Origin of the sequence: Kitasatospora sp. NBC_01287 (genome assembly GCF_026340565.1) — a bacterium.
Classification (GTDB): domain Bacteria; phylum Actinomycetota; class Actinomycetes; order Streptomycetales; family Streptomycetaceae; genus Kitasatospora.
The window spans coordinates 5301909-5323068 of the sequence record NZ_JAPEPB010000001.1; the positions used below are offsets into that span (position 1 = coordinate 5301909).

Here is a 21160-nt window from a genome sequence, read left to right on the forward strand (position 1 = left end):
CTCCCCCCGGCCATGCCCCCTGGACCATGCCCCCCGGACGTAAGGACCCGCTCCCGTGACACCCCGCCTCGCACTCGAACTGGATCCCCCGGTCCTGCAGCTCTCCCCGGCCCGGCCGTCCGCCGAGGAGACCGGGCGGCTGCTGGCCGGCCGCCACCACGATCCGCACAGCGTGCTCGGCGCCCATCCGGTGCGCGGTGGCGTGGTGGTGCGGGTGCTGCGCCCGGGTGCCGAGCGGGTGCTGCTGGAGACCGAGGTCGGCACGCTGGCGCTGGCCGCCGGCGCCGACGGCCTCTTCACCGGCCTGCTGCCCAGCGGCTGGGAGCCCCGCTACCGGCTGACGGTCGGCTATCGGGACCACGACCGCGTGGAGCACGACGGCTACCGGTTCGCGCCCACGGTGGGCGAGTTGGACCTGCACCTGATCCGCGAGGGGCGGCACGAGCAGCTCTGGCAGGCGCTCGGCTCGCACCCGCGCACGGTGGACGGGGTGGCCGGCACCGCCTTCGCGGTGTGGGCGCCGAACGCCGAAGGCGTCCGCCTGGTGGGCGACTTCAACTACTGGGACGGCACCGGGTTCCCGATGCGCTCACTGGGCGCCGGCGGGGTCTGGGAGCTCTTCGTGCCGGGTCTGGGCGAGGGCACCCGGTACAAGTACGAGATCGCCACCCGCGACGGGCGGCTGCTGCAGAAGGCCGACCCGCTGGCCCGGCGCACCGAGGCGCCGCCGGCCACCGCCTCGGTGGTGCACGCCTCCCACTACACCTGGGGCGACGCGCGCTGGTTGGCCCGCCGGGGCGAGGTGTCCTACCTGAACGCCGCGATGTCGGTCTACGAGCTGCACCCGGGCTCCTGGCGACCGGGTCTGAGTTACCGTCAGCTGGCGGTGGAGCTGCCGGCCTACCTGCGGGAGCTGAACTTCACGCACGTGGAGTTCCTGCCGGTGATGGAGCACCCGTTCGGCGGCTCCTGGGGTTACCAGGTCTCCGGGTTCTACGCGCCCACCGCCCGGCTGGGCACCCCGGACGACTTCAAGTTCCTGATCGACGCGCTGCACCAGGCCGGCATCGGCGTCATCGTCGACTGGGTGCCGGCGCACTTCCCCAAGGACGACTTCGCGCTGGCCCGCTTCGACGGCGCGCCGCTCTACGAGCCCGCCGACCCGCGCCGCGCCGAGCACCCCGACTGGGGCACCCTGGAGTTCGACTACGGCCGCACCGAGGTGCGCAACTTCCTGGTCGCCAACGCGGTCTACTGGTGCGAGGAGTTCCACATCGACGGCCTGCGGGTGGACGCGGTGGCCTCGATGCTCTACCTCGACTACTCCCGCCAGGACGGGCAGTGGACGCCCAACCAGTACGGCGGCCGGGAGAACCTGGACGCGGTCGCCTTCCTGCAAGAGATGAACGCCACCGTCTACCGCCGCTGCCCCGGCGTGGTCACCATCGCCGAGGAGTCCACCGCCTGGGACGGCGTCACCCGCCCCACCGACTCGCCGGGCCGCGACGGCGCCGGCGGCCTGGGCTTCGGCCTGAAGTGGAACATGGGCTGGATGCACGACTCGCTGCGCTACTTCTCCCGCGAGCCGGTCCATCGCCAGTACCACCACCACGAGTTGACGTTCTCGATGGTCTACGCCTACTCCGAGCACTACGTGCTGCCGATCTCGCACGACGAGGTCGTGCACGGCAAGGGCGCGCTGGTCGCCAAGATGCCCGGCGACTGGTGGCAGCAACGCGCCAACCACCGCGCCTACCTGGGCTTCATGTGGTCCCATCCCGGCAAGCAACTGCTCTTCATGGGACAGGAGTTCGCCCAGGGCGCGGAGTGGGACCACGAACAGGGCCCGCAGTGGTGGCTGCTGGACGACGACTGGCCGGCCGCGGCGGACCACCGGGGCGTCCAGCGGCTGGTCGGCGAGCTCAACCGGATCTACCAGGACTACCCGCCGCTCTGGCAGCTGGACTCCGACCCGGCCGGCTTCCGCTGGCTGGACGCCGACGCCGCCCGCGACAACGTCTACTCCTACCTGCGGCGCGACACCGCCGGGCGCGCCTTGGCGAGCGTCAGCAACCTGTGCCCCGAGGTCCGGACCGGCTACCGGATCGGCCTGCCGGCGGGCGGGTGGTGGCACCCGGTGCTGGACACCGACGAGCCGCGGTTCGGCGGCGCCGGCGCCGGGCGGCGCGAGCCCTACCTGGCCGAGGAGGTGCCCTGGCAGGGTCAGCCGTTCAGCGTCGGGCTGACCCTGCCGGCGCTGTCCACCCTGTGGCTCTGCCCGCAGGGCCCCGAGCTGCCGGTGATCCCCGCGCGCGGGCTGGACGCGGCCGAGACCGACCCGCTTCGGCGGGAGCCCCTCGACGCCGAAGCCGGCGACCTGGCCCGGCCGAGCACCCGGCGCGACCATGTGCCGGCCGCCGTCGAGACGGGCTGAGCGGCGGGCCGGGCCGGGACGCTCGGTCCCGGCCCGGCGCACCGGCTCAGGAGAGCGGCGCGACGACCTTGCTGGATGCCCGCAGCGGTCGCAGCCCCACCCCGCTCAGCGCCCGCTGGTAGGTGGTCAGCGCCTCGGCCGTGAAGCCGTGGGCCTGCCAGAGGTCGCCGACCAGCCGCCAGACCATCGCGGTGTTCCGGTTGGCGGGGATGGTGCCGAGCTGGCGCTCCACGGCGCGCAGCGTCTCGGCCCCCTCCCTGGCCTCGCCCCGCTCGAACTGCGCCTGGGCGAGCACCACCCGGGTGAAGGCGGACTCGAAGCGGGCCTCGTTGCGCAGCAGGCCCAGGGCGCGGCTGGCCCGGTCGGCGGCGGCCTCGGGGGCGCCCTGACGCAGTGCCAGCCGGGCCCAGGCCGTCTCCAGTCTGGCCTGCTCGGCCGCCGTGCCCACCTCCAGCATCGCCTCCTGTGCTTCGTCGAGCAGCTGCTGGGCGCGGTCCAGGTCCTCGGACTCGGTGTCGAGCAGGTAGTCAGCACAGTTGATCTTGAGCAGGCTGACGTGGCGGGCGTTGTCGGTCTCCGCCATCAGGGCCAGTGCGCGCTCGGTGAGGGCGAGCGACTCCTCGACCCGGCCGCTCGAGTTGGCCACCAGGGCGGCGGTCCAGTACACCGCGCCGCGGGCCACCCGGGAGCCGTTCTGCTCGGCCAGCGCGGTCAGCCGGTTGACCAGCAACTGGGCCTGCGTCAGGTCGCCGCGGTTGTAGTAGCAACTGATCAGGGTGGCGCCGATCTGGATGTGGTCGTCGGTGACGTCCAGTCCGAGCTGGTCGAGCGTGCGCAGCGCACGCTCGCCCACCTCGACGCTCATCACCTGGTCCCCGGCCTCGCGGTAGGCCCGGCAGAGCGCCACCGCGACCTGTGCCCACTCCACCGACCCCGCCACGACGGCCGGGTCCTCGTGGAGGGTGCTGAAGAGCTGGATCGCGGCCTCCAGCCGACCCAGCTTCTCGAAGGCCAGCGCCTGGCCCAGCCGGGCCCGCCGGACCATCTGCTCACCGAGCAGCGGGGCGTTCGCGAGCGCCTCGCTGTAGGACTGCAGCGCCTCGCCGTTGGATCCGTTGCGCATCGCCATGTCGCCGAAGGCGACCTTGAGCTCCAACTCCTTGACCCGGGCGTCGTCCCGCCCGGTCTTCAGGTAGTCGACGGTGCACCCCACCCGGGCGGCCAGCGCCTTCAGCACGGTCTCCGAGGGCGCCCGCTTTCCGGTTTCGATCAAGGAGACATAGCTGACCGAGATATCCGCGGAAGCGAGGTCCTGCTGGTTCAGACCACGCTTCTGCCGCAACTCGCGCAGCCGCTGCCCGACGCCATTCGTACCGCTCTGTGATTGGTCCATGGTTCTCCGGTCAACGGGGAGGTCAGCTGTTCGAGCCGTCCCTCGGGGATGCCCATTTGACTCCATTTTTTACACCTCCGACTGACGGCCGCCAAGGCTATCTACCGAGCCGGCGGTGCTCGGTATCCGCAACGCGCTCCTCCCCGTGTCCTGTTCCCCGCTGCCGCATGGTCACTCTCCGTGGAGCCTGTGGATTGCCGAAGTTGATGATTGACAGCTTCGGTCAACTCAGATTGACTCTGCCTGTCAAACCATCGGCCCAGCGAAAGGTACGTCGCCATGCGCAAGCTCGTTCCGCTCCTCGCCACTGGTCTGCTCGCGGCTGTCGGGTTTCTGCTCGCCCCGGCGCACGCGCTCGCCGACACGGGCTCGACCGTGACCCCGCCGCCCGTCCCGGCCGCCAGCCCGACCCTGGACATCGGCAACGGCTGCTGCTGACCCGCCACCTCCCCGCGCTGCCCGACACCGGAAGGGACACGCCATGCGGATCGACCTCGTGACCAGGGAATATCCGCCGGAGGTCTATGGCGGCGCAGGGGTCCACGCGGCCGAACTCACCCGGGCGCTGCGGCGGTCGGCGCAGGTACAGGTCCGCTGTCTGGGGGCCCCGCGCAGCGAGCCGGACACCCGGGCCTACCCGCTGCCCAGCGACCTCGGCGACGCCAACGCGGCGCTGCGCTTCCTCGGCGCCGACCTGCGGATCGCCGCCGACTGCGCCGGGGCCGACCTGGTGCACAGCCACACCTGGTACGCCAACGCGGCAGGCCAGCTGGCCGGCCTGCTGCACGGCATCCCGCACGTGATGACGCTGCACAGCCTGGAGCCGCTGCGCCCCTGGAAGGCCGAGCAGTTGGGCGGCGGGTACGCGCTCTCCAGCTGGATGGAGCGCTCGGCCGCCGGCACCGCCGACGCGCTGATCGCGGTCTCGGCGGCGATGCGCGAGGACATCCTGACGGCTTATCCGCAGGTCGAGCCCTCCCGGGTGCACGTGATCCACAACGGCATCGACACCGAGGCCTACCGGCCCGATCCGCGCACCGACGCGCTGGTCAGGTTCGGCGTCGACCCGGAGCGCCCGATCGTGCTCTTCGTGGGCCGGGTGACCCGGCAGAAGGGCCTGCCGCAGCTGCTGCGGGCCGCCTTCGCGCTGCGCCCCGAGGCCCAGTTGGTGCTCTGCTGCGGTCAGCCGGACACCCCGGAGATCGCCGCCGAGGTGGCCGACCTGGTCACCGAGCTGAGCCGCGCGCGCGACGGGGTGGTGCGGATCGACGGCATGCTCGACGGTCGCAGCCTGCGCCAACTGCTCACCCACGCCAGGGTCTTCGTCTGCCCCTCGCTCTACGAGCCGATGGGCATCGTCAACCTGGAGGCGATGGCCTGCGGGACGGCCGTGGTGGCCACCGCGGTCGGTGGCATCCCCGAGGTGGTCGAGGACGGCGGGACCGGCCTGCTGGTCGGCTACCGGCCCCGCCCTGACGGGACCGGCGAGCCGGCCGACCCGGAGGAGCTGGCACGGGCCCTGGCGGCCGCCGTCAACCGGCTGCTCGACGACCCGGACCTGGCCGAGCTGCTCGGCGCGGCCGGTCGGCGCCGGGTGGTGGAGCGGTTCTCCTGGACCGGTGTCGCCGAACGCACGCTGCGGGTCTACGAGAAGCTGGTCGGCTGAAGGGCCGGGCGGCTGAACGACCGAACGGCCGGGCGCCGCGCCACCCGCGCTCACGGCAGTGGCGCGGGCCGCGCGGCACCCGGGCGCCCGGGGAGCGGGACCGGGCGCGGAGCCAGCAGCGACAGGGCGGGCCCCGCCGCGGCGGTGGCCAGCAGGGCGACCACCAGCAGCGCCTCGAAGAGGCGGTGGCCGATCAGGCCGGCCTGGTACCCGGTGGTCAGCACGACGATCTCGGTCAGGCCGCGGGTGTTCATCAGCACCCCCAGCCGCAGCGCGTCCCGGGGCGGGCAGCCGTAGCGGGCGCCGACCAGCGCGCAGGCGGCGAACTTGGACGCCGTGGCGACCGCCAGCAGCCCCGCCACCAGCAGCGGGAAGCCGCCGTCCAGCACTCCCACGCCCAGGTCGACCTGCTGCCCGGTGCCCAGGAAGAAGCAGGGCAGCAGCACGGCGGCGAGCTGGCCGATCACCGGTGCGTCCCGCTGCGGCGGGCGGGTTGACGAGCCCTCGGGCATGGACTTGACACTCGGTGAACTGACTGTGAGTGACGTGACGGCCACGGAGCGGGCGCCCGGCGAACCGGCTCCGGGCGAACCGGCGGGCGAACCGGTCGGCGAACCCGCGCCCAGCGAACTGATACTCGGTGAAGTCCTCGGCCAGGCGAGCCCGAGCACCAGGCCGCCGAAGAGCGGGTGCAGGCCGAGCGCGGAGGAGGTCGCGGCGGCCAGGCAGACCGCTCCGCTCACGGCGACCACGCCCGCCTCGCGCCCCGCCCCGGCTGCCCGCCCCGCCCCGGCTTCGCGCCCCCCGGCCGCGGCCGGCCGCCGTGCGCGCCGGTGGGCGAGCACCGCCGCCAGCCCCGCGCCGAGCAGCCCGGCCAGCAGCTGCGGCCACCCCGTGCGGCCGGCCAGGCAGAGCGCCAGACCCAGCAGGCACCAGCAGACCGCGTCCCCGATCGAGGCGGCCTGCAGGCTCAGCCGCCCGACGGCACTCTGCTCCAGGCCCCGGTCCTGCAGGATCCGGGCCAGCACCGGCACCGCGGTCACCGCGAACGAGCAGGCCAGGAAGAGCGCGAAGGCGCCCAGGCCGATGCCCGCCCCGGCCAGCCCGCGGCCGTGCAGCAGCGGGGCCAGCGCGACCCCGGCGGCGGCCGGCGCGAGCAGTGAGGCGGCTGCCAGCACCAGCGGCGCCCGCCGCCCGGCCAGGCCGGGCGAGGCCGCCGTCCCGCCCGCCCCCCTGCCCGTCGTCCCGTTCCCCGTCCCCGCCCCGGTGCCGGGCCGCTGGTCCCGGTCGACCAGGTGCCGCCCGATCTCGAAGGCGTACAGCGCCACCGCCAGTTGGGCCAGCCCGTTCAGCACCGACTGCACCTCCTGGCCGAAGAGCTGCCGGTGCACGCCCGGCAGCAGCCGTCCCAGCACCGAGGGGCCCAGGGCCACCCCCACGGCGATCTCGGCCAGCACGGCCGGCTGCCCGAACCGGGTGGCCAGGCTCCCGGCGCCGCGGCTCAGCCCGAGCAGCACCGCGAGACCGGCCAGCAGCCGGGTGGTCAGGTCGAAGGAGCTCATCGGCGATCCTGGCCGTAGCCACCCTGCGTGGTCGGCCGGCAGGGGGCGTGCGAGGCGGCGGTCATGCGGAACCTCCCGGCCTCCGCCGATATCCGGAGCTGCGGCGGAGCAAATTATTACAACGTAATTGACAATCAGAAATATAACGGGTCACTGAATAGTCGCCCCGAGGCCGCTCCTGGTGGCGTCGTACTGTCCGAAGTCCCAGCCGTGCCGGGGCGCCGCGAATGCCCCGGGACTTCCCCCGCGGCCGCCCTGTGACTGCCGGATCGACTGGCGTGTCGCAGCGCGTCCGAGAGTGCCGCGCCGGGCCCGCGCCGGGGCCGCGCCGGGGCCGCGCGGGTCCGCCGCGCCGGTCCGCCACGCGGGTCCGCGGTGCCGGTCCCGCCCGGTGCGGCACGGGCGTCCGCCGGGTGGACGGGCCCCCGCCCGGAGCAGGCCTGGTGCGAGGATGGGCCGCAGTACCCTCGCGGTGATCAAGGAGCCGAGCCATGAGCAACAGCGCCGTCCATCCCCAGCGGATCGCCTTCCTGGGCACCGGGAAGATCGGCGAAGCCCTCCTCTCCGGCCTGCTGCGGGCCGGCAAGCGCCCGGCCGAGATCTGGGTCACGGCCCGCCGCCCCGAGCGGGCCGCCGAACTGGCCCGCAAGTACGGCGTCGCGGCCTGCGGCAACCGCGAGGCCGCCAAGCTGGCCGACACCCTGATCCTGGCGGTCAAGCCGCAGGACATGGGCACGCTGATGGAGGAGCTGGGCCCGCACGTCGGCAGTGACCGGCTGGTCATCTCGGCCGCCGCCGGCATCCCCACCCGCTGGTTCGAGGCCCGGCTGCCGGGCGGTACCCCGGTGGTGCGGGTGATGCCCAACACGCCGGTGCTGGTGGACGAGGGGATGAGCGTCATCTCGGGCGGCTCGCACGCCGGCGAGGAGCACCTGCGCCGCGCCGAGGAGATCTTCCAGTCGGTCGGCAAGGCGCTGCGGCTGCCCGAGTCCCAGCAGGACGCGGCCACCGCGCTCTCCGGCTCGGGCCCCGCCTACTTCTACTACCTGGTCGAGGCGATGACCGACGCCGGGATCCTGCTCGGCCTGCCCCGGCAGGTGGCGCACGACTTGATCGTGCAGTCCGCGATCGGCGCCTCGGTGATGCTGCGCGACTCCGGCGAGCACCCGGTCAAGCTGCGCGAGGCGGTCACCTCACCGGCCGGCACCACCATCGCGGCCATCCGCGAGCTGGAGAACCACGGCGTGCGGGCCGCGCTGCTGGGCGCGCTGGAGGCGGCCAGGAACCGCTCCCGCGAGCTGGCCTCGGGCGGGAAGTGATCGCCATGGACCGCTATGACCTGGTCGTCCTCGACAACGACGGCGTGCTGGTGGACAGCGAGCCGATATCCAACCGCCTGCTGGCCGAGTACCTCACCGGCCTGGGCTTCCCGACCACCCTGGAGGACTCCTACCGCGACTACATGGGCCGGGCGAGCCACGCGGTGCACGAGGTGGTCGCCGAGCGCTTCGGCGGCACCATGCCCGCCGACTTCCCGCAGGCCTTCCACGACCGGGTCTTCGCCGCCTTCGAGACCGAACTGACCCCGGTGCCCGGCGCCGCCGAGCTGCTCCAGGAGCTGGCCGGGCGCGGCACGCCGTACTGCCTGGCCTCCTCGGCCGGGCACGGCTGGATCCGCGCCGCCCTCGACCGCACCGGTCTGCGGGGCTTCTTCCCCGAGGAGCGGATCTTCAGCTCCCAGGACGTCGGCATCGGCAAGCCCGCGCCCGACCTGTTCCTGCACGCCGCTCGTACCCTGGCGGTAGAGCCGGTCCGCTGCCTGGTGGTCGAGGACAGCGCGATGGGCGTGCTGGCCGCCCGGGCGGCCGGGATGGACGTGTACGGCTACACCGCGCTCACCCCGGCCGAGCGGCTCACCGAGGCCGGCGCGACCGGGCTGATCGGCACGCTCGCCGAGGTCGCGAAGCTGCTCGACGCCTGACCCCGGCCGCTCGACGCCTGATCGTTGCGGTCGTGACCCTCCCCAAACGGGCGGCCACCCCCTACGCTCGCGCCAATATCGTCGTACCGGCCAGTAGCCACTGGGCCGGTGGTGAGCGAGGTCCGGATGACGACGCAGGCCGAGACACCGGCCGACCTGGCCCGGTTGCGCCAGGCCCGTACCGCGCTGCTGGTCAGCTTCCTGATCCAGGGGGTGGCGTTCGCCCTGCTGGTCACCCGGATCCCGGGCATCCAGCGGCAGTACGGGCTGAGCGACGGCACGCTGACCGTCTTCCTGGCCGCCGTGCCGATCCTGGCCGGCGTCGGTTCGATCAGCTCCGAGCAGATCGTCAAGCGGACCACCCCGCGCGCCGTGCTGCGGGTGGTCCAGCCCGCCCTCTGCCTCACCCTGGTCGGGGTGGGCCTGGGCCACACGCTCTGGGCGCTCGCCCTCTCACTGGCCGCCTTCGGCCTGCTGGTCGGCGCGCTCGACGCCTCGATGAACATGCTCGGGGTCGGCCTGCAGCACCGCTACGGCCGCTCGATCATGCTCGGCTTCCACGCCGCCTTCAGCGCCGGCGGGATCATCGGCGCGCTGCTCGCCAGCGCCGGGGCGCACCTGCACCTGATCACGCTCTTCGGCTGCTGCGCGGCCGTGCTGGTCCCGGCCGCGCTGGTCAACGGGCGCTTCCTGGCCGGCCCCCGCGAGCTGGGCGCCGCCGTCCAGGAGGCCGTCGCGGCGGCCGCCCGGTCCATCCCCTGGAAGCCGCTGCTGCCGCTCTGCGCCGCGATGGCCTTCGCCTACATCGCCGACGCCACGGTCTCCAACTGGAGCGCCAAGTACCTGACCGAGACCCTGCACAGCACCGACCGGGTGGCCGCCCTCGCCTACGCCGGCTACATGGTCGCGCTGCTGCTCGGGCGCAGCTTCGGCGACCGCGGCGTGCAGCACTTCGGCGCGGTGCCGGTGGTGCGCGGCGGCGCGGCGGTGGCCGCGCTCGGCTTCGGCATCGCGGCCGCGGCGCCCGCGCCGTGGGCCGGGATCGCCGGCTTCACGGTGCTGGGCGTGGGGATCTGCGTGGTCATCCCGCAGGTCTTCGCGGCCGGCGGCCGGCTCTTCCCCCGGGACTCCGACGCGGCGGTGGCCCGGCTCAACCTCTTCAACTACGTCGGCTTCCTGATCGGCTCCCCGCTGGTCGGCGCGATCGCCGGGGCGAGCTCCTTCCGCTGGGCGCTGCTGGCCCCGATGGTGCTGGTGCTCGCCGTGGTCCCGCTCGCCGGGCACTTCGCCCCGGCGCCGAGCGAACCACTAGCGTTGGACCATGCCTCCAGCCGAGCCTGACCAGTCCTGCAGCCTGTGCCTCTTCTGGGACGAGGGGGTCACCGCCTACAACTTCAGCCCGGCCCACCCGATGGACCCGACCCGGCTCGCGCTCACCATGCGGCTGGTCGAGGCGTTCGGGCTGCCGGCGCTGCCCGGGGTGACGGTGACCGCCGCCCCGCCGGCCGGTGAGTCCACCCTGCACCTGGTGCACCGGCTCGACTACATCGAGGCGGTCCGCAAGGCCGCCGCCGACCCGGGCACGCTGGACGAGCCGCACGGCCTGGGCACCGAGGACAACCCGGTCTTCCCGGAGATGCACACCGCCTCCGCGCTGATCGCCGGCCAGTCGGTCGGCGCCGCGGAGGCGGTCTGGCACGGCCGGGCCCGGCACGCCGTCAACTTCGCCGGCGGCCTGCACCACGCGATGCCCGGCCGGGCCTCCGGCTTCTGCGTCTACAACGACGCCGCCCTGGCGGTGGCCCGGCTGCTCGAACTGGGCGCCGAGCGGGTCGTCTACGTGGACGTGGACGTGCACCACGGCGACGGCGTGCAGCAGGCCTTCTGGGACGACCCCAGAGTGCTCACCATCTCGCTGCACGAGCACCCCAGCACGCTCTTCCCGCAGACCGGCTGGGCCACCGAGACCGGCGGCGCGGAAGCCCCGGGCGCGGCCGCCAACCTGCCGCTGCCGGCCGGCACCGGCGACGCGGGCTGGCTGCGCGCCTTCCACGCGCTGGTCCCCGAGCTGATCGCCGCCTTCCGGCCCGAGGTGATCGTCAGCCAGCACGGCGCGGACACCCACCTGGAGGACCCGCTGGCCCACCTCGCGGTCACCGTGGACGCCCAGCGCGCGGTCGCCGCCGCGCTGCACGAGCTGGCCCACCAGCACTGCGAGGGCCGCTGGGTGGCGCTCGGCGGGGGCGGCTACGCGGTGGTGGACGTGGTGCCGCGGACCTGGACCCACCTGGTGGCCACCGCCGCGGGGCACCCGATCGACCCGGCCGCCGAGACCCCCGAGGCCTGGCGCGCCGAGGTCTACCGCCGCACCCGGCAGCCGGCCCCGTCCCGGATGACCGACGGCGCCGACGCGCGCTTCCGCGACTTCGCCGAGTCCGGCTACGATCCCGGCGACCGCCTCGACCAGGCGATCCTGGCCACCCGCCGGGCGGTCTTCCCGCACCACGGCCTGCTGCCGTGAAGGCCTTCTGGACGTGAGGGCGACTGGGCCGGACAATTGACCGGCTACGTACTGCAACAGGCGCATCTCTGACCGTACAAGGAGTCGGCGCCACCCTCTTCCCACGCGTATCACCCGCAACTACTCTGGGGATACGCGTGTGTCGGTGGAGTCACCGGAGGGGAAGCCGGTGCCTTGCACACGGAAAAGGGTCGGTGAGGTCATGAGTTCCGGCGAACGCCCCTTGCAAGAGGTCAACTTCCTGACCGTGGCGGAAGTCGCCTCGGTCATGAGGGTCTCCAAGATGACGGTCTACCGGCTGGTGCACAGCGGTGAGCTGCCTGCCATCCGGGTCGGCCGGTCCTTCCGGGTGCCCGAACAGGCGGTCCACGACTACCTCAAGGACTCCTATGTCGGCCGGCAGAGCGCCTGACCGCCGGGCGCGTTCCGCCCCGATTACGGTGCTGGGCGCGCAAACGGTAGGCTAGGCCCTCCGTCAGTCGTATGGACTCCGTCTCTCACGGGCGGGAGTCTCAGTGAGCGAGGGTTGTTCCGTGGGCTCTGTCATCAAGAAGCGTCGCAAGCGTATGGCCAAGAAGAAGCACCGCAAGCTTCTGAAGCGGACCCGCGTGCAGCGTCGCAACAAGAAGTAACACCTGCGGAGCTCGCTCCAGGTGCAGTGCTGCCCGTCCCGGCCTCGCCGGGGCGGGCAGCACCCGTTTCGGCTCCTTGACGCGGTACGGTGCAAGCACCCGCCCCGCACGGGGCGAGGGCAGGGAGGGCGGCGAGACGTGGGCAAGGTCGTGCTGGTCACCGGTGTGGCCCGGCAGCTCGGCGCCCGGTTCGCCGAGCGGATCCGCCGCGAGCCGGGGGTGGACCTGGTGGTCGGGGTGGACACCGAACCCCCGCGCCGCCCGGTCGGCCCCGCGGCCGGCGAGCAGGACCGGGCCGCCGCCGACTACACCTTCGCGCACGCCGACCTGCGCCGCCCCGCGATCGCCCGGGTGCTGGCCGAGTACGGGGTGGACACCGTGGTGCACCTCAACGTCAGCGCCACCAACCCGGTCGCCGTGGCCCGCGCCACGGTCAAGGAGATCAACGTCATCGGCAGCATGCAGCTGCTCGGTGCCTGCCAGCAGTCCGGCCTGGTGCGCCGCCTGGTGGTGAAGTCGACCACCGGCGTCTACGGCGCCACCCCGCGCGACCCGGCCGTCTTCGCCGAGCGGACCCCGCCCAAGACCCTGCCGACCGGCGGCTTCGCCAAGGACGCGGCCGAGGTCGAGGGCTACGTGCGCGGCTTCGCCCGGCGCCGACCCGACATCGCCGTCACCGTGCTGCGGTTCGCCAACCTGGTCGGCCCCGGCGCCGACACGCCGCTCGCCGAGTACTTCGCGCTGCCGGTGCTGCCCACCGCGCTCGGCCACGACCCGCGGCTGCAGTTCGTGCACGAGGACGACGCCGTCGAGGTGCTGCGGCTGGCCGCGCTGGACCCGGGCGACGGCGGCCCGCGGCGGACCGGCACCTTCAACGTCGCGGGCGAGGGCGTGCTGCTGCTCTCGCAGTGCGCCCGGCGGCTGGGCCGGCCCACCGTCCCGGTGCTGCTGCCGGCGCTCGGCTGGGTGGCCGCGCTGGCCAAGCGGACCAGGGTCTCGGACTTCTCCACCGAGCAGATCGGCCTGCTGGCTCACGGCCGGGTGGTGGACACCACCGCGCTGCGCGAAGTCTTCGGCTACCGCCCGCGGTTCACCACGCCCGAGGCCTTCGCCGACTTCGCCGCCGGGCAGCGCGGCGGCCTGCTGCCGCCCGAGCGGCTGACCGCCGTCACCGACCGGCTGGCCGCGCTGCTGCTCGCCACCGACCACAGGAGCTGAGGCCCGATGAGTGCCGCCCACGAGGAGCTGGCCGGCGAGGCCAAGGTGATCCCGATCGAGTCCGCGCCGAGCTGGTCGCCCGGCACTGCCGCGGGCGCCGAGGCCTTCGCCGCCAGGCTCGCCGACGGCCTCGGCTCGCTGCTGTCGGGCCGGCTCGGCCCGGTGGCGGAGACGGTGCTCGGCAAGGGCTGGGAGGGCCGGGCGGCGAGCGGGCTGGCCTTCCTGCGGCGCCGGATCACCGGCGACTACGAGGTGGACGAGTTCGGCTTCGACCGCGAGCTGACCGAGGAGGTCTTCCTCTCGGTGCTGCGGCCGCTGGCCGAGCAGTACTTCCGGGTGGAGGTCCGCGGCATCGAGCACATCCCGGCCGAGGGCGGCGCGCTGGTGGTGGCCAACCACTCCGGGGTCGTCCCGCTGGACGCGCTGATGACCCAGGTGGCCATCCACGACCACCACCCCGGCCGCCGGCACCTGCGGATGCTCGCCGCCGACCTGGTCTTCGTGCTGCCGCTGGTCGGCGAGCTGGCCCGCAAGGCCGGCCACACGCTGGCCTGCAACGAGGACGCCCAGGCGCTGCTGGAGCGCGGCGAGGTGGTCGGGGTCTGGCCCGAGGGCTTCAAGGGGATCGGCAAGCCCTTCGCCGACCGCTACAAGTTGCAGCGCTTCGGGCGCGGCGGGTTCGTCGCCTCCGCGCTGCGGGCCCAGGTGCCGATCGTGCCGTGCTCGATCGTGGGCGCCGAGGAGACCTATCCGATGCTGGGCAACGTGAAGAGCCTGGCCCGGCTGCTGGGGCTGCCCTACCTGCCGATCACCCCGACCTTCCCCTGGCTCGGCCCGCTGGGCGCGATCCCGCTGCCGACCAAGTGGACGATCCAGTTCGGCGAGCCGATCAGGACCGACGGCTACCCGCCGGAGGCGGCGGAGGACCCGATGCTGGTCTTCAACCTCACCGACGAGGTGCGGGAGACGATCCAGCACACGCTGTACCAGCTGCTGGTGGACCGCCGCAGCGTCTTCTTCTGAGCAGCGCCTCTTCTGCTGAGTCCACTTCCCAGCGGCGCCGCGGCGCCAGGGGCGCACCCGCCGTCATCGGCCGGGTGCGCCCCTGGCGCGCACTCAGTTCCCGTCCAGCCCCAGGCCCGGGAGCAGCCCCGGGATCAGCGGCGGCAGGTTGAGCCCCTGCACCGCGGGCGGGGTGCTGCTGCCCTGGCCGGGCGCCGCCGCCGTACCGCCGGGGGCGGGTGCGTTGCCCGGGGCCGGGGAGAGGGCGGGGCTGCCGGACGGTGCCGGGGCGGCGGGCGTGGCGCCGCTGCCGGTGAGCGGGCCGGTCAGGCCGTTGACCAGGCCGCTGACCGGGTTGCCGCCGCCGAGCGGGCTGCCCGGCGTGGCCGCGCTGCCGCCACCGGTGCTCGGCGCGGGTGCGCCGCCGCCGGTCGAGGGCTCCTCGCCGCCGGTCCGGTTGCCGCCGCTGGGCGCGGTGGCCGGGTGGCCGTCCTCGCCGCTCGGGGCGCCCGCGCCGGGCCGGGGGGTGCCCGGGCGCTCGCCGGCCGTGGGCGAGCCGGTGGCCGCGGGGGTGGCGGGACCGCTCTCGACGGGATCGAGGTGGGCCTGCGCCATGTCCTCGTTGAGAGCGCCGAAGAGCTGGTCCACCTGGCCCGCCACCGGGGTCAACTGAGCGGGCAGCCGCGGCTGCAGTGCGCTCCAGTGGCTGTCCTGGGCCTCGGTGAAGTCGGCCAGCTTGCGCATCGGGTCGAGCGAGCCGTTCGCCTGGTAGACCGAGCGCAGCAGGTCGCGGCCCTTGGCGGCCTCGGCGTGCATGTCCTTGAGCGCCGAGTTGAGCCGCGCCACCGTGCTCGGGCTGAGGCCACCGGGACCGCCGCCGCGGCCGACCAGCGAACGCGCCTCGGCCAGCCGGGTGGAGGCCTGGTCGAGCAGCAGTTCGCCGCGCTCGGAGTCCGAGCCGGCCAGGTCGAGCCGTAGGCCCTCCAGGCCGCGCTTCATCCCGTAGAGCGGGTCGCCGGGCAGCGCGCCCGAACTGGCGGTGGCCACCCCGGCGAAGCTGCCGACGGTCACCCCGGCGACCAGGCCGGTGATCGCGAACCGCCGCCCCCAGCGCCGCCGCTGGCCCACCCGCTCGGCCCGGTGGCGCCGCTGGCGCGGCGCCGCGCCCAGGCCGCCGCCTGCCGTCACCTGCTCGAACGCGGCCAGCAGCTGGGCGCGTTGGACGGTCTTCACCTCGGCGTCCATGGCGGGCGCGGCGAGCGCGGTCAAGGCCTCTGCCGTGTCCAGGAGTTGCCCAAGGACCGCTCTGTTCGCCGGTTGTCCCGTCCGGTGGGCCTCCAGCGCCTCGGCGAAGGCCTTCGCCCGCCGGTGCTCCAGCACGTTTGCCGTCACGGGCCACACCTCCCTTCGTCGTTGTCGACTCCCCGGCCTGCCGGACGGTTGCCACGGCGGGCCAAATCCACTCCTTCGGGTGACTGATCGCGACCTGGCTTGACCGCGACTCCCGAGGGGGTCTGCACGTTGGGCAACGAGCGGTGCGGGTGGTCGGTTACGCACGAGTGATCATGTGACCGCATTCTCACCCGGACGTGTGGGAACGGTCTTCGGGGTGACCGGTCGTCAGCTATGTTCATCGAGGGCGGGCGGGGCCGGATCAGCGGGCGTCCGGCGGCAGCAGCCGGGCCAGCGTGCGGACGGCGCGGTACTGCAGGGTCTTGATCGCGCCCTCGTTCTTTCCCATGATCCTGGCCGTCTCGGCGACCGAGAGGCCCTGCAGGAAGCGGAGCGTGACGCACTCCTGCTGCTGCGGGTTGAGTCGGCGCACCGCGTCCAGCAGGGCCGCGTTGGAGAGCGACTCCAGCACCGAGTCCTCCGGGCTGCGCTCGCACTCGTTGGAGTCGAGCATCTCCCCGGTGGTCACCTCCAGCCGGAACCGGCTGGACTTGAAGTGGTCCGCGACCAGGTTGCGCGCGATGGTCACCAGCCAGGCGCCGAAGTCGCGCCCCTGCCAGGTGAAGGTGCCGATCCGGCGCAGCGCGCGCAGGAAGGTCTCGCTCGTCAGGTCCTCGGCCGTGGCCCGGCTGCCGACCCGGTAGTAGATGTAGCGGTAGACCGTGTCGGAGTAGTGGTCGTAGAGGCGGCCGAAGGCCTCGCTCTCGCCGGCCTGGGCCCGCTCGACCAGCTCCATGATCGGGTTCGGCTCGGCCTCGGTGCCCTGGTGCGGCAGCGTCCCGGTGCGGCCGCGGGTGCCGCCGGCGCCCCGGGTGCGGGTGCCGGTGCCGCCCGCGGCGGTGGAGCGCAGCGCCAGGCCGGGCCCGAAGGCCGGGGCGGGCACGAACGCACCGCCGACCGGGACCGGTTCGGCCCCGGCGAGCCTGGGCAGCGGCGCCAGCAACTGGGCGCGCAGCAGGGTGCGCAGCAGGCGCAGGTTGCGCTCGGCCCCGCGGGGCAGCGCACGGTCGTGGGCGGGTGGCGACGGGCGGGAGGGAGCAGGCGCGTCGTTCCGGACGGGTGGGTACACGGGACTCCCAGAGGCAGAACTGTGGACGGATCACCTCCGCCTGCGCGGAGAGCACGCTCCCCGTCACCCCGCCGGGGGGACACCTGGGGTGGGCGTGCATCCAGGAGAGAATAACGCTTTGTGCAATGACAGCTACACCCTGTGGCGGAAGTGGTCGTTTCGGATCCACTTCGCGTGGTATATGAGCTGAAACCGACCGAACGGAGCGCCGAACCGCGCGCCCGGGGTGACCACTTGGCGGCGGGCTGTGACCGATTGCACGGTCGGGCGGGCGGTTTCCCCGCCCTCGGGCCTGCCAATCCCGGACTTTCCGGGGCGTTCGAACGATCAAAACCGGTCACTCGGCGCGTCGGGCCGACGGCAGCGCGAAGTTCGCTGGTGACAGGTGTGGTGATGGCCTCCGCGCGGGGCCGGTGGGCTGACGGAGGGTCAGCGCCGCTTGCGGCGCAGCGCGATCGCCGCCACCGTGGCGCCGCCCGCCGCACCGAGCAGCACCGCGGCGGGCGCGCCGATCCGGGCCGCCTTGCGGCCGGTGCGGAAGTCCTGCACCCGCCAGCCGTGCGCCCGGGCGTACCGGCGCAGCCGGCCGTCGGGGTTGACCACGAAGGGGTGTCCGACCAGCGAGAGCATCGGGATGTCGTTGGCCGAGTCGCTGTAGGCGGCGCACCGGCCCAGGTCCAGCTGCTCGCGCCGGGCCAGCGCCCGGACCGCCTCGGCCTTGGCGGGGCCGTGCAGCATCTCGCCGACCAGCCGCCCGGTGTAGCGGCCGTCCACCGCCTCGGCCACGGTGCCCAGCGCGCCGGTCATCCCGAGGCGGCGGGCGATGATCCGGGCCACCTCCTGCGGGGCCGCGGTCACCAGCCAGACCCGCTGCCCGGCGTCCAGGTGCATCTGGACCAGTGCCCGGGTGCCCGGCCAGACCTTGGCGGCGACGATCTCCTCGAAGATCTCCTCGCAGATCGCCTCCAGGTCGGCGGTCCGCTTGCCGGCCACCAGCGAGAGCGCGGTGTGCTGGGCGTCGGCGATGTGGCTCGGGTCCTCGGTGCCGTGCAGCCGGAACCAGGCCTGCTGCCAGGCGAACTTGGCCACGTCGAGCCGGTTGAAGAAGTCCCGCCGGTAGAGCCCGACGCCGAGGTAGAAGACCGCGGCGCCCTGCAGGATCGTGTTGTCGCAGTCGAAGAAGGCGGCGCCCTGCGGGTGGTCCACCGGCGGGCCGGCCGGCTCCTGCTCGGGCTGCTCCGCCCGATCGGCCCGAGGGTCGGCCCGAGGATCGGCCCGCGGAGCCGACTGCGCGGCCGCCCGCAGCGCCTGCTCGGCTGCGTCGGCGGCGGCCTCGCCCGCCAGGGCGGCCCGCTCGGAGGAGGAACGCCTTGCCTGGGTGAGCCTTCGCAGCGCGGCCATGGGACCGAGCATAGTCAGCCGGGGCCGCCCCGGACGCGCCGGGCGGCGGCGCGCGGACGGCGCACAATGGGTCGGTGACTCCACTGCTGCGCCGTGCCAAGAACCCCGCCGATCGCACCGTGACGCTGATCGGCAAGCCCGACTGCCACCTCTGCGCGCAGGCCAGGGCGGTGATCGTCCGGGTCACCGCCGAGTTGGGGGCCGCGTTCGAGGAGCGCGACATCACCCAGGACGAGGAGCTCTACCGGGAGTACTGGGAGCAGATCCCCGTCACCCTGGTGGACGGGCGCCAGCATGACTTCTGGCGGGTGGACGAGACCCGGCTGCGCGCCGCGCTCACGCGGTAGGCATGGGCGCGGCGCCGTTTCGGTTCGAACTTCTGGTCGGACGGCGCCCCGTGGGCGACGATGGTGCGGCCGGCCCGGCCGGTGGCGTGATGCGCGTCACTGTGACGGGACAAAACGGACACCATCTTTGTGCACACGTTCACAAACGCATAGCCTGGCAGCCAAAGCCCAGCTTCACCCACAGGAGCACCGTGGCAATCGGCCGATCCACCCCCAAATCCTCGCCCCCCAGCCCTGCCGACGGAGGCTCCATGCGCCGCACCCCTGTGGGACGCCAGACCCGTGCCCGCGGTATTCCCGAGGCCACCGTGGCCCGACTCCCGCTCTACCTGCGCGCGCTGACCGCGCTCTCCGAGCGCTCGGTCCCCACCGTCTCCTCGGAGGAGCTGGCCGCCGCGGCCGGGGTCAACTCCGCCAAGCTGCGCAAGGACTTCTCCTACCTCGGTTCCTACGGAACCCGGGGCGTGGGCTACGACGTCGAGTACCTCGTGTACCAGATCTCGCGTGAGCTGGGCCTCACCCAGGACTGGCCGGTCGTGATCGTCGGGATCGGCAACCTGGGCCACGCGCTCGCCAACTACGGGGGCTTCGCCTCCCGCGGCTTCCGGGTGGCGGCCCTGCTGGACGCCGACCCGAGCGTGGTCGGCAGCAGCGCGGCGGGCCTGCCGGTGCGGCACATGGACGAACTGGAGTCCATCGTGGAGAACCAGCAGGTCTCCATCGGTGTGATCACCACTCCGCCGGGCGCCGCCCAGCAGGTCTGCGACCGGCTGGTCGAGGCGGGCGTCACCAGCATCCTGAACTTCGCGCCCACCGTGCTGACCGTTCCGGACGGCGTGGACGTGCGCAAGGTGGACCTGTCGATAGAGCTGCAGATCCTGGCCTTCCACGAGCAGCGCAAGGCCGGCGAGGACCTGGAGGACGAGCGCGAGGAGGAGCCGGCCCCCAGTCGGACCGCCAACCCGGTGCGCGCGGCCGCCGCCAAGCTGCGCCGTGCGGCCGCCGGCACCAAGCCCGAGGCCAAGCCGGAGAAGAACGACAAGGCCCAGAAGTCGGCGGGCAGCGAGCACGAGCGGCCGGCGGTGATGCCCGCATGAGCCTGCTCGTCGTCGGGCTGAGCCACCGCACCGCCCCCGTCACCGTCCTGGAGCGCGCCGCGCTGACCGGGGAGGGCCCCACCCGCCTGCTGCACGACGCGGCCGCCACGGCCACCGTCTCCGAGGCGGCGCTGCTCAACACCTGCAACCGGATCGAGCTCTACGCGGACGTGGACAAGTTCCACGCCGGCGTCGCCGAGCTCTCGCTGCTGCTCGCCCACCACAGCGGCGTGGACCTTGAGGAGCTCACCGCCCACCTCTACGTCCACTACGAGGACCGAGCCGTCCACCACCTCTTCTCGGTGGCCTGCGGCCTGGACTCGATGGTGGTCGGCGAAGGCCAGATCCTGGGCCAGCTGCGCGACGCGCTGGCCACGGCCCAGGACGAGCACACCGCCGGGCGCGGTCTCAACGAGCTGTTCCAGCAGGCCCTGCGGGTCGGCAAGCGGGCGCACAGCGAGACCGGGATCGACCGGGCCGGGCAGTCGCTGGTCACCTTCGGGCTGGAGCGGATCGCCGCCGGTCTGGGGATCGACGCCGGTGAGATCGCCGGCAAGCGGGCGCTGGTGGTCGGCGCGGGCTCGATGAGCTCGCTGGCCGCCGCCACCCTGGCCAGGGCCGGGGTCGCCGACCTGCTGATCGCCAACCGCACCCCCGAGCGGGCCGAGCGGCTGGCCGCCACCCTGGGCGCCAGGACGGTCGACTTCGCCAAGGTGCCGCAGGCACTGGCCGACGTCGACCTGGTGATCTCCTGCACCGGCTCGGCCGGTGCGGTGATCCTGGCCGCCGACGTGGCCGCCGCGGTGGCGGCCCGGGCCGAGGCGGCACCGCTGGCCTTCCTGGACCTCGCGATGCCGCGCGACGTGGACCACGCCGTGCACGAGCTGCCCGGCGCGCTGCTCATCGACCTGGAGTCGCTCTCCCAGGCCGACGCCGCACTGCCCGGCGCCGGCGACGTGGACGCGGTCAGCGGCATCGTCGCCGACGAGGTGGCCGCCTTCGGCGCCGCCCAGCGCGCCGCGCGGATCGCCCCCACCGTGGTGGCGCTGCGCGCGATGGCCTCCGAGGTGGTCGGCGCCGAGCTGGCCCGCCTGGAGACCCGCCTGCCCGACCTGGACGAGCGCTCGCGCGCCGAGGTGGCGCAGACCGTGCGCCGGGTGGTCGACAAGCTGCTGCACGCACCGACGGTGCGGGTCAAGCAGCTGGCCGCCGAGCCCGGCGGCGCCTCCTACGCCGAGGCGCTGCGCGAGCTGTTCGACCTCGACCCGGGCGCGGTGCACGCCGTCTCCGGTACGCCCGTTGGTCCGCAGGCGCAGCCCACCAGCGGTAGTCTCGCGGGCGGAGCGGCCCGATGAGTCAACTGCACCACCCTCTCGACCACCAGC

At 73.8% G+C, this 21160-nt stretch carries 19 protein-coding genes; 14 read left to right on the forward strand and 5 right to left on the reverse strand.

Features of this window, described 5'->3' with window-relative positions; all coding sequences use genetic code 11:
• The first annotated feature begins 79 nt into the window (after positions 1–79).
• Entirely contained in the window at positions 80–2434 is a 2355-nt protein-coding gene (glgB, locus tag OG455_RS22870; protein WP_266300916.1) for a 1,4-alpha-glucan branching protein GlgB, read from the forward strand.
• Between the two features lie 46 nt (positions 2435–2480).
• Here the strand turns inward: glgB and OG455_RS22875 are convergent, their stop codons facing one another.
• Complete coding sequence (locus OG455_RS22875) at positions 2481–3827, reverse strand: helix-turn-helix domain-containing protein (protein ID WP_266296566.1); 1347 nt, start codon at positions 3825–3827, stop codon at positions 2481–2483.
• Positions 3828–4106: 279 nt separating this feature from the next.
• Here OG455_RS22875 and OG455_RS22880 point away from each other — a divergent pair, with 279 nt between their 5' ends.
• Complete coding sequence (locus tag OG455_RS22880) at positions 4107–4265, forward strand: hypothetical protein (protein WP_266296568.1); 159 nt, start codon at positions 4107–4109, stop codon at positions 4263–4265.
• Between the two features lie 43 nt (positions 4266–4308).
• A complete protein-coding gene (glgA, locus tag OG455_RS22885; RefSeq protein WP_266296570.1) occupies positions 4309–5493 on the forward strand; it encodes a glycogen synthase in 1185 nt (394 codons plus the stop codon).
• A 50-nt stretch (positions 5494–5543) separates the two neighbouring features.
• Here the strand turns inward: glgA and OG455_RS22890 are convergent, their stop codons facing one another.
• Positions 5544–7055, reverse strand: coding sequence for a cation:proton antiporter (locus OG455_RS22890; protein ID WP_266296572.1), 1512 nt, complete (start codon positions 7053–7055; stop codon positions 5544–5546).
• Between the two features lie 491 nt (positions 7056–7546).
• On the opposite strand from OG455_RS22890, the gene proC reads away from it, so the two are divergent.
• From proC to OG455_RS22930, 8 genes are all read left to right on the forward strand, one after another.
• Positions 7547–8374 carry a pyrroline-5-carboxylate reductase gene (gene proC, locus OG455_RS22895; protein WP_266296574.1) on the forward strand — a complete coding sequence of 276 codons (828 nt, stop codon included), beginning with the start codon at positions 7547–7549 and terminating at the stop codon, positions 8372–8374.
• A gap of 5 nt (positions 8375–8379) precedes the next feature.
• Positions 8380–9036 carry an HAD family phosphatase gene (locus OG455_RS22900; RefSeq protein WP_266296576.1) on the forward strand — a complete coding sequence of 219 codons (657 nt, stop codon included), beginning with the start codon at positions 8380–8382 and terminating at the stop codon, positions 9034–9036.
• A gap of 126 nt (positions 9037–9162) precedes the next feature.
• Positions 9163–10377 (forward strand): MFS transporter, encoded by a 1215-nt coding sequence (locus OG455_RS22905; protein ID WP_266296578.1) that lies wholly within the window; start codon positions 9163–9165, stop codon positions 10375–10377.
• Entirely contained in the window at positions 10358–11557 is a 1200-nt protein-coding gene (locus OG455_RS22910; protein ID WP_266296580.1) for an acetoin utilization protein AcuC, read from the forward strand. The genes OG455_RS22905 and OG455_RS22910 overlap by 20 nt, the downstream gene beginning before the upstream one ends.
• Positions 11558–11759: 202 nt before the next feature.
• Entirely contained in the window at positions 11760–11969 is a 210-nt protein-coding gene (locus OG455_RS22915) for a helix-turn-helix domain-containing protein (RefSeq protein ID WP_035847941.1), read from the forward strand.
• 121 nt (positions 11970–12090) lie between these two features.
• Positions 12091–12189, forward strand: a complete 99-nt coding sequence (locus OG455_RS22920) for an AURKAIP1/COX24 domain-containing protein (protein WP_003948845.1) — start codon at positions 12091–12093, stop codon at positions 12187–12189.
• Between the two features lie 138 nt (positions 12190–12327).
• A complete protein-coding gene (locus tag OG455_RS22925; protein ID WP_266296584.1) occupies positions 12328–13407 on the forward strand; it encodes an NAD-dependent epimerase/dehydratase family protein in 1080 nt (359 codons plus the stop codon).
• Between the two features lie 6 nt (positions 13408–13413).
• Positions 13414–14430 (forward strand): lysophospholipid acyltransferase family protein, encoded by a 1017-nt coding sequence (locus tag OG455_RS22930; RefSeq protein WP_266296586.1) that lies wholly within the window; start codon positions 13414–13416, stop codon positions 14428–14430.
• A gap of 93 nt (positions 14431–14523) precedes the next feature.
• On the opposite strand, the gene OG455_RS22935 is transcribed toward OG455_RS22930, so the two are convergent.
• The 3 genes from OG455_RS22935 to OG455_RS22945 form a co-directional block, all read right to left on the reverse strand.
• On the reverse strand, positions 14524–15801 hold the full coding sequence (locus tag OG455_RS22935; protein ID WP_266296588.1) for a DUF5667 domain-containing protein: 1278 nt from the start codon (positions 15799–15801) through the stop codon (positions 14524–14526).
• Positions 15802–16063: 262 nt separating this feature from the next.
• The gene (locus OG455_RS22940; RefSeq protein WP_266300917.1) at positions 16064–16804 is read right to left on the reverse strand and encodes an ECF subfamily RNA polymerase sigma factor, BldN family; all 741 of its coding nucleotides are present in this window, start codon (positions 16802–16804) and stop codon (positions 16064–16066) included.
• Between the two features lie 555 nt (positions 16805–17359).
• On the reverse strand, positions 17360–18331 hold the full coding sequence (locus OG455_RS22945; protein ID WP_266296590.1) for an HAD family phosphatase: 972 nt from the start codon (positions 18329–18331) through the stop codon (positions 17360–17362).
• Between the two features lie 74 nt (positions 18332–18405).
• On the opposite strand from OG455_RS22945, the gene OG455_RS22950 reads away from it, so the two are divergent.
• From OG455_RS22950 to OG455_RS22960, 3 genes are all read left to right on the forward strand, one after another.
• Positions 18406–18678, forward strand: a complete 273-nt coding sequence (locus OG455_RS22950; RefSeq protein WP_266296591.1) for a glutaredoxin family protein — start codon at positions 18406–18408, stop codon at positions 18676–18678.
• Between the two features lie 251 nt (positions 18679–18929).
• Positions 18930–19775, forward strand: coding sequence for a redox-sensing transcriptional repressor Rex (locus tag OG455_RS22955; protein WP_266296592.1), 846 nt, complete (start codon positions 18930–18932; stop codon positions 19773–19775).
• Positions 19772–21130, forward strand: a complete 1359-nt coding sequence (locus tag OG455_RS22960) for a glutamyl-tRNA reductase (RefSeq protein ID WP_266296594.1) — start codon at positions 19772–19774, stop codon at positions 21128–21130. Before OG455_RS22955 ends, OG455_RS22960 begins: the two co-directional genes overlap by 4 nt.
• The last annotated feature ends 30 nt before the right edge of the window (positions 21131–21160 follow it).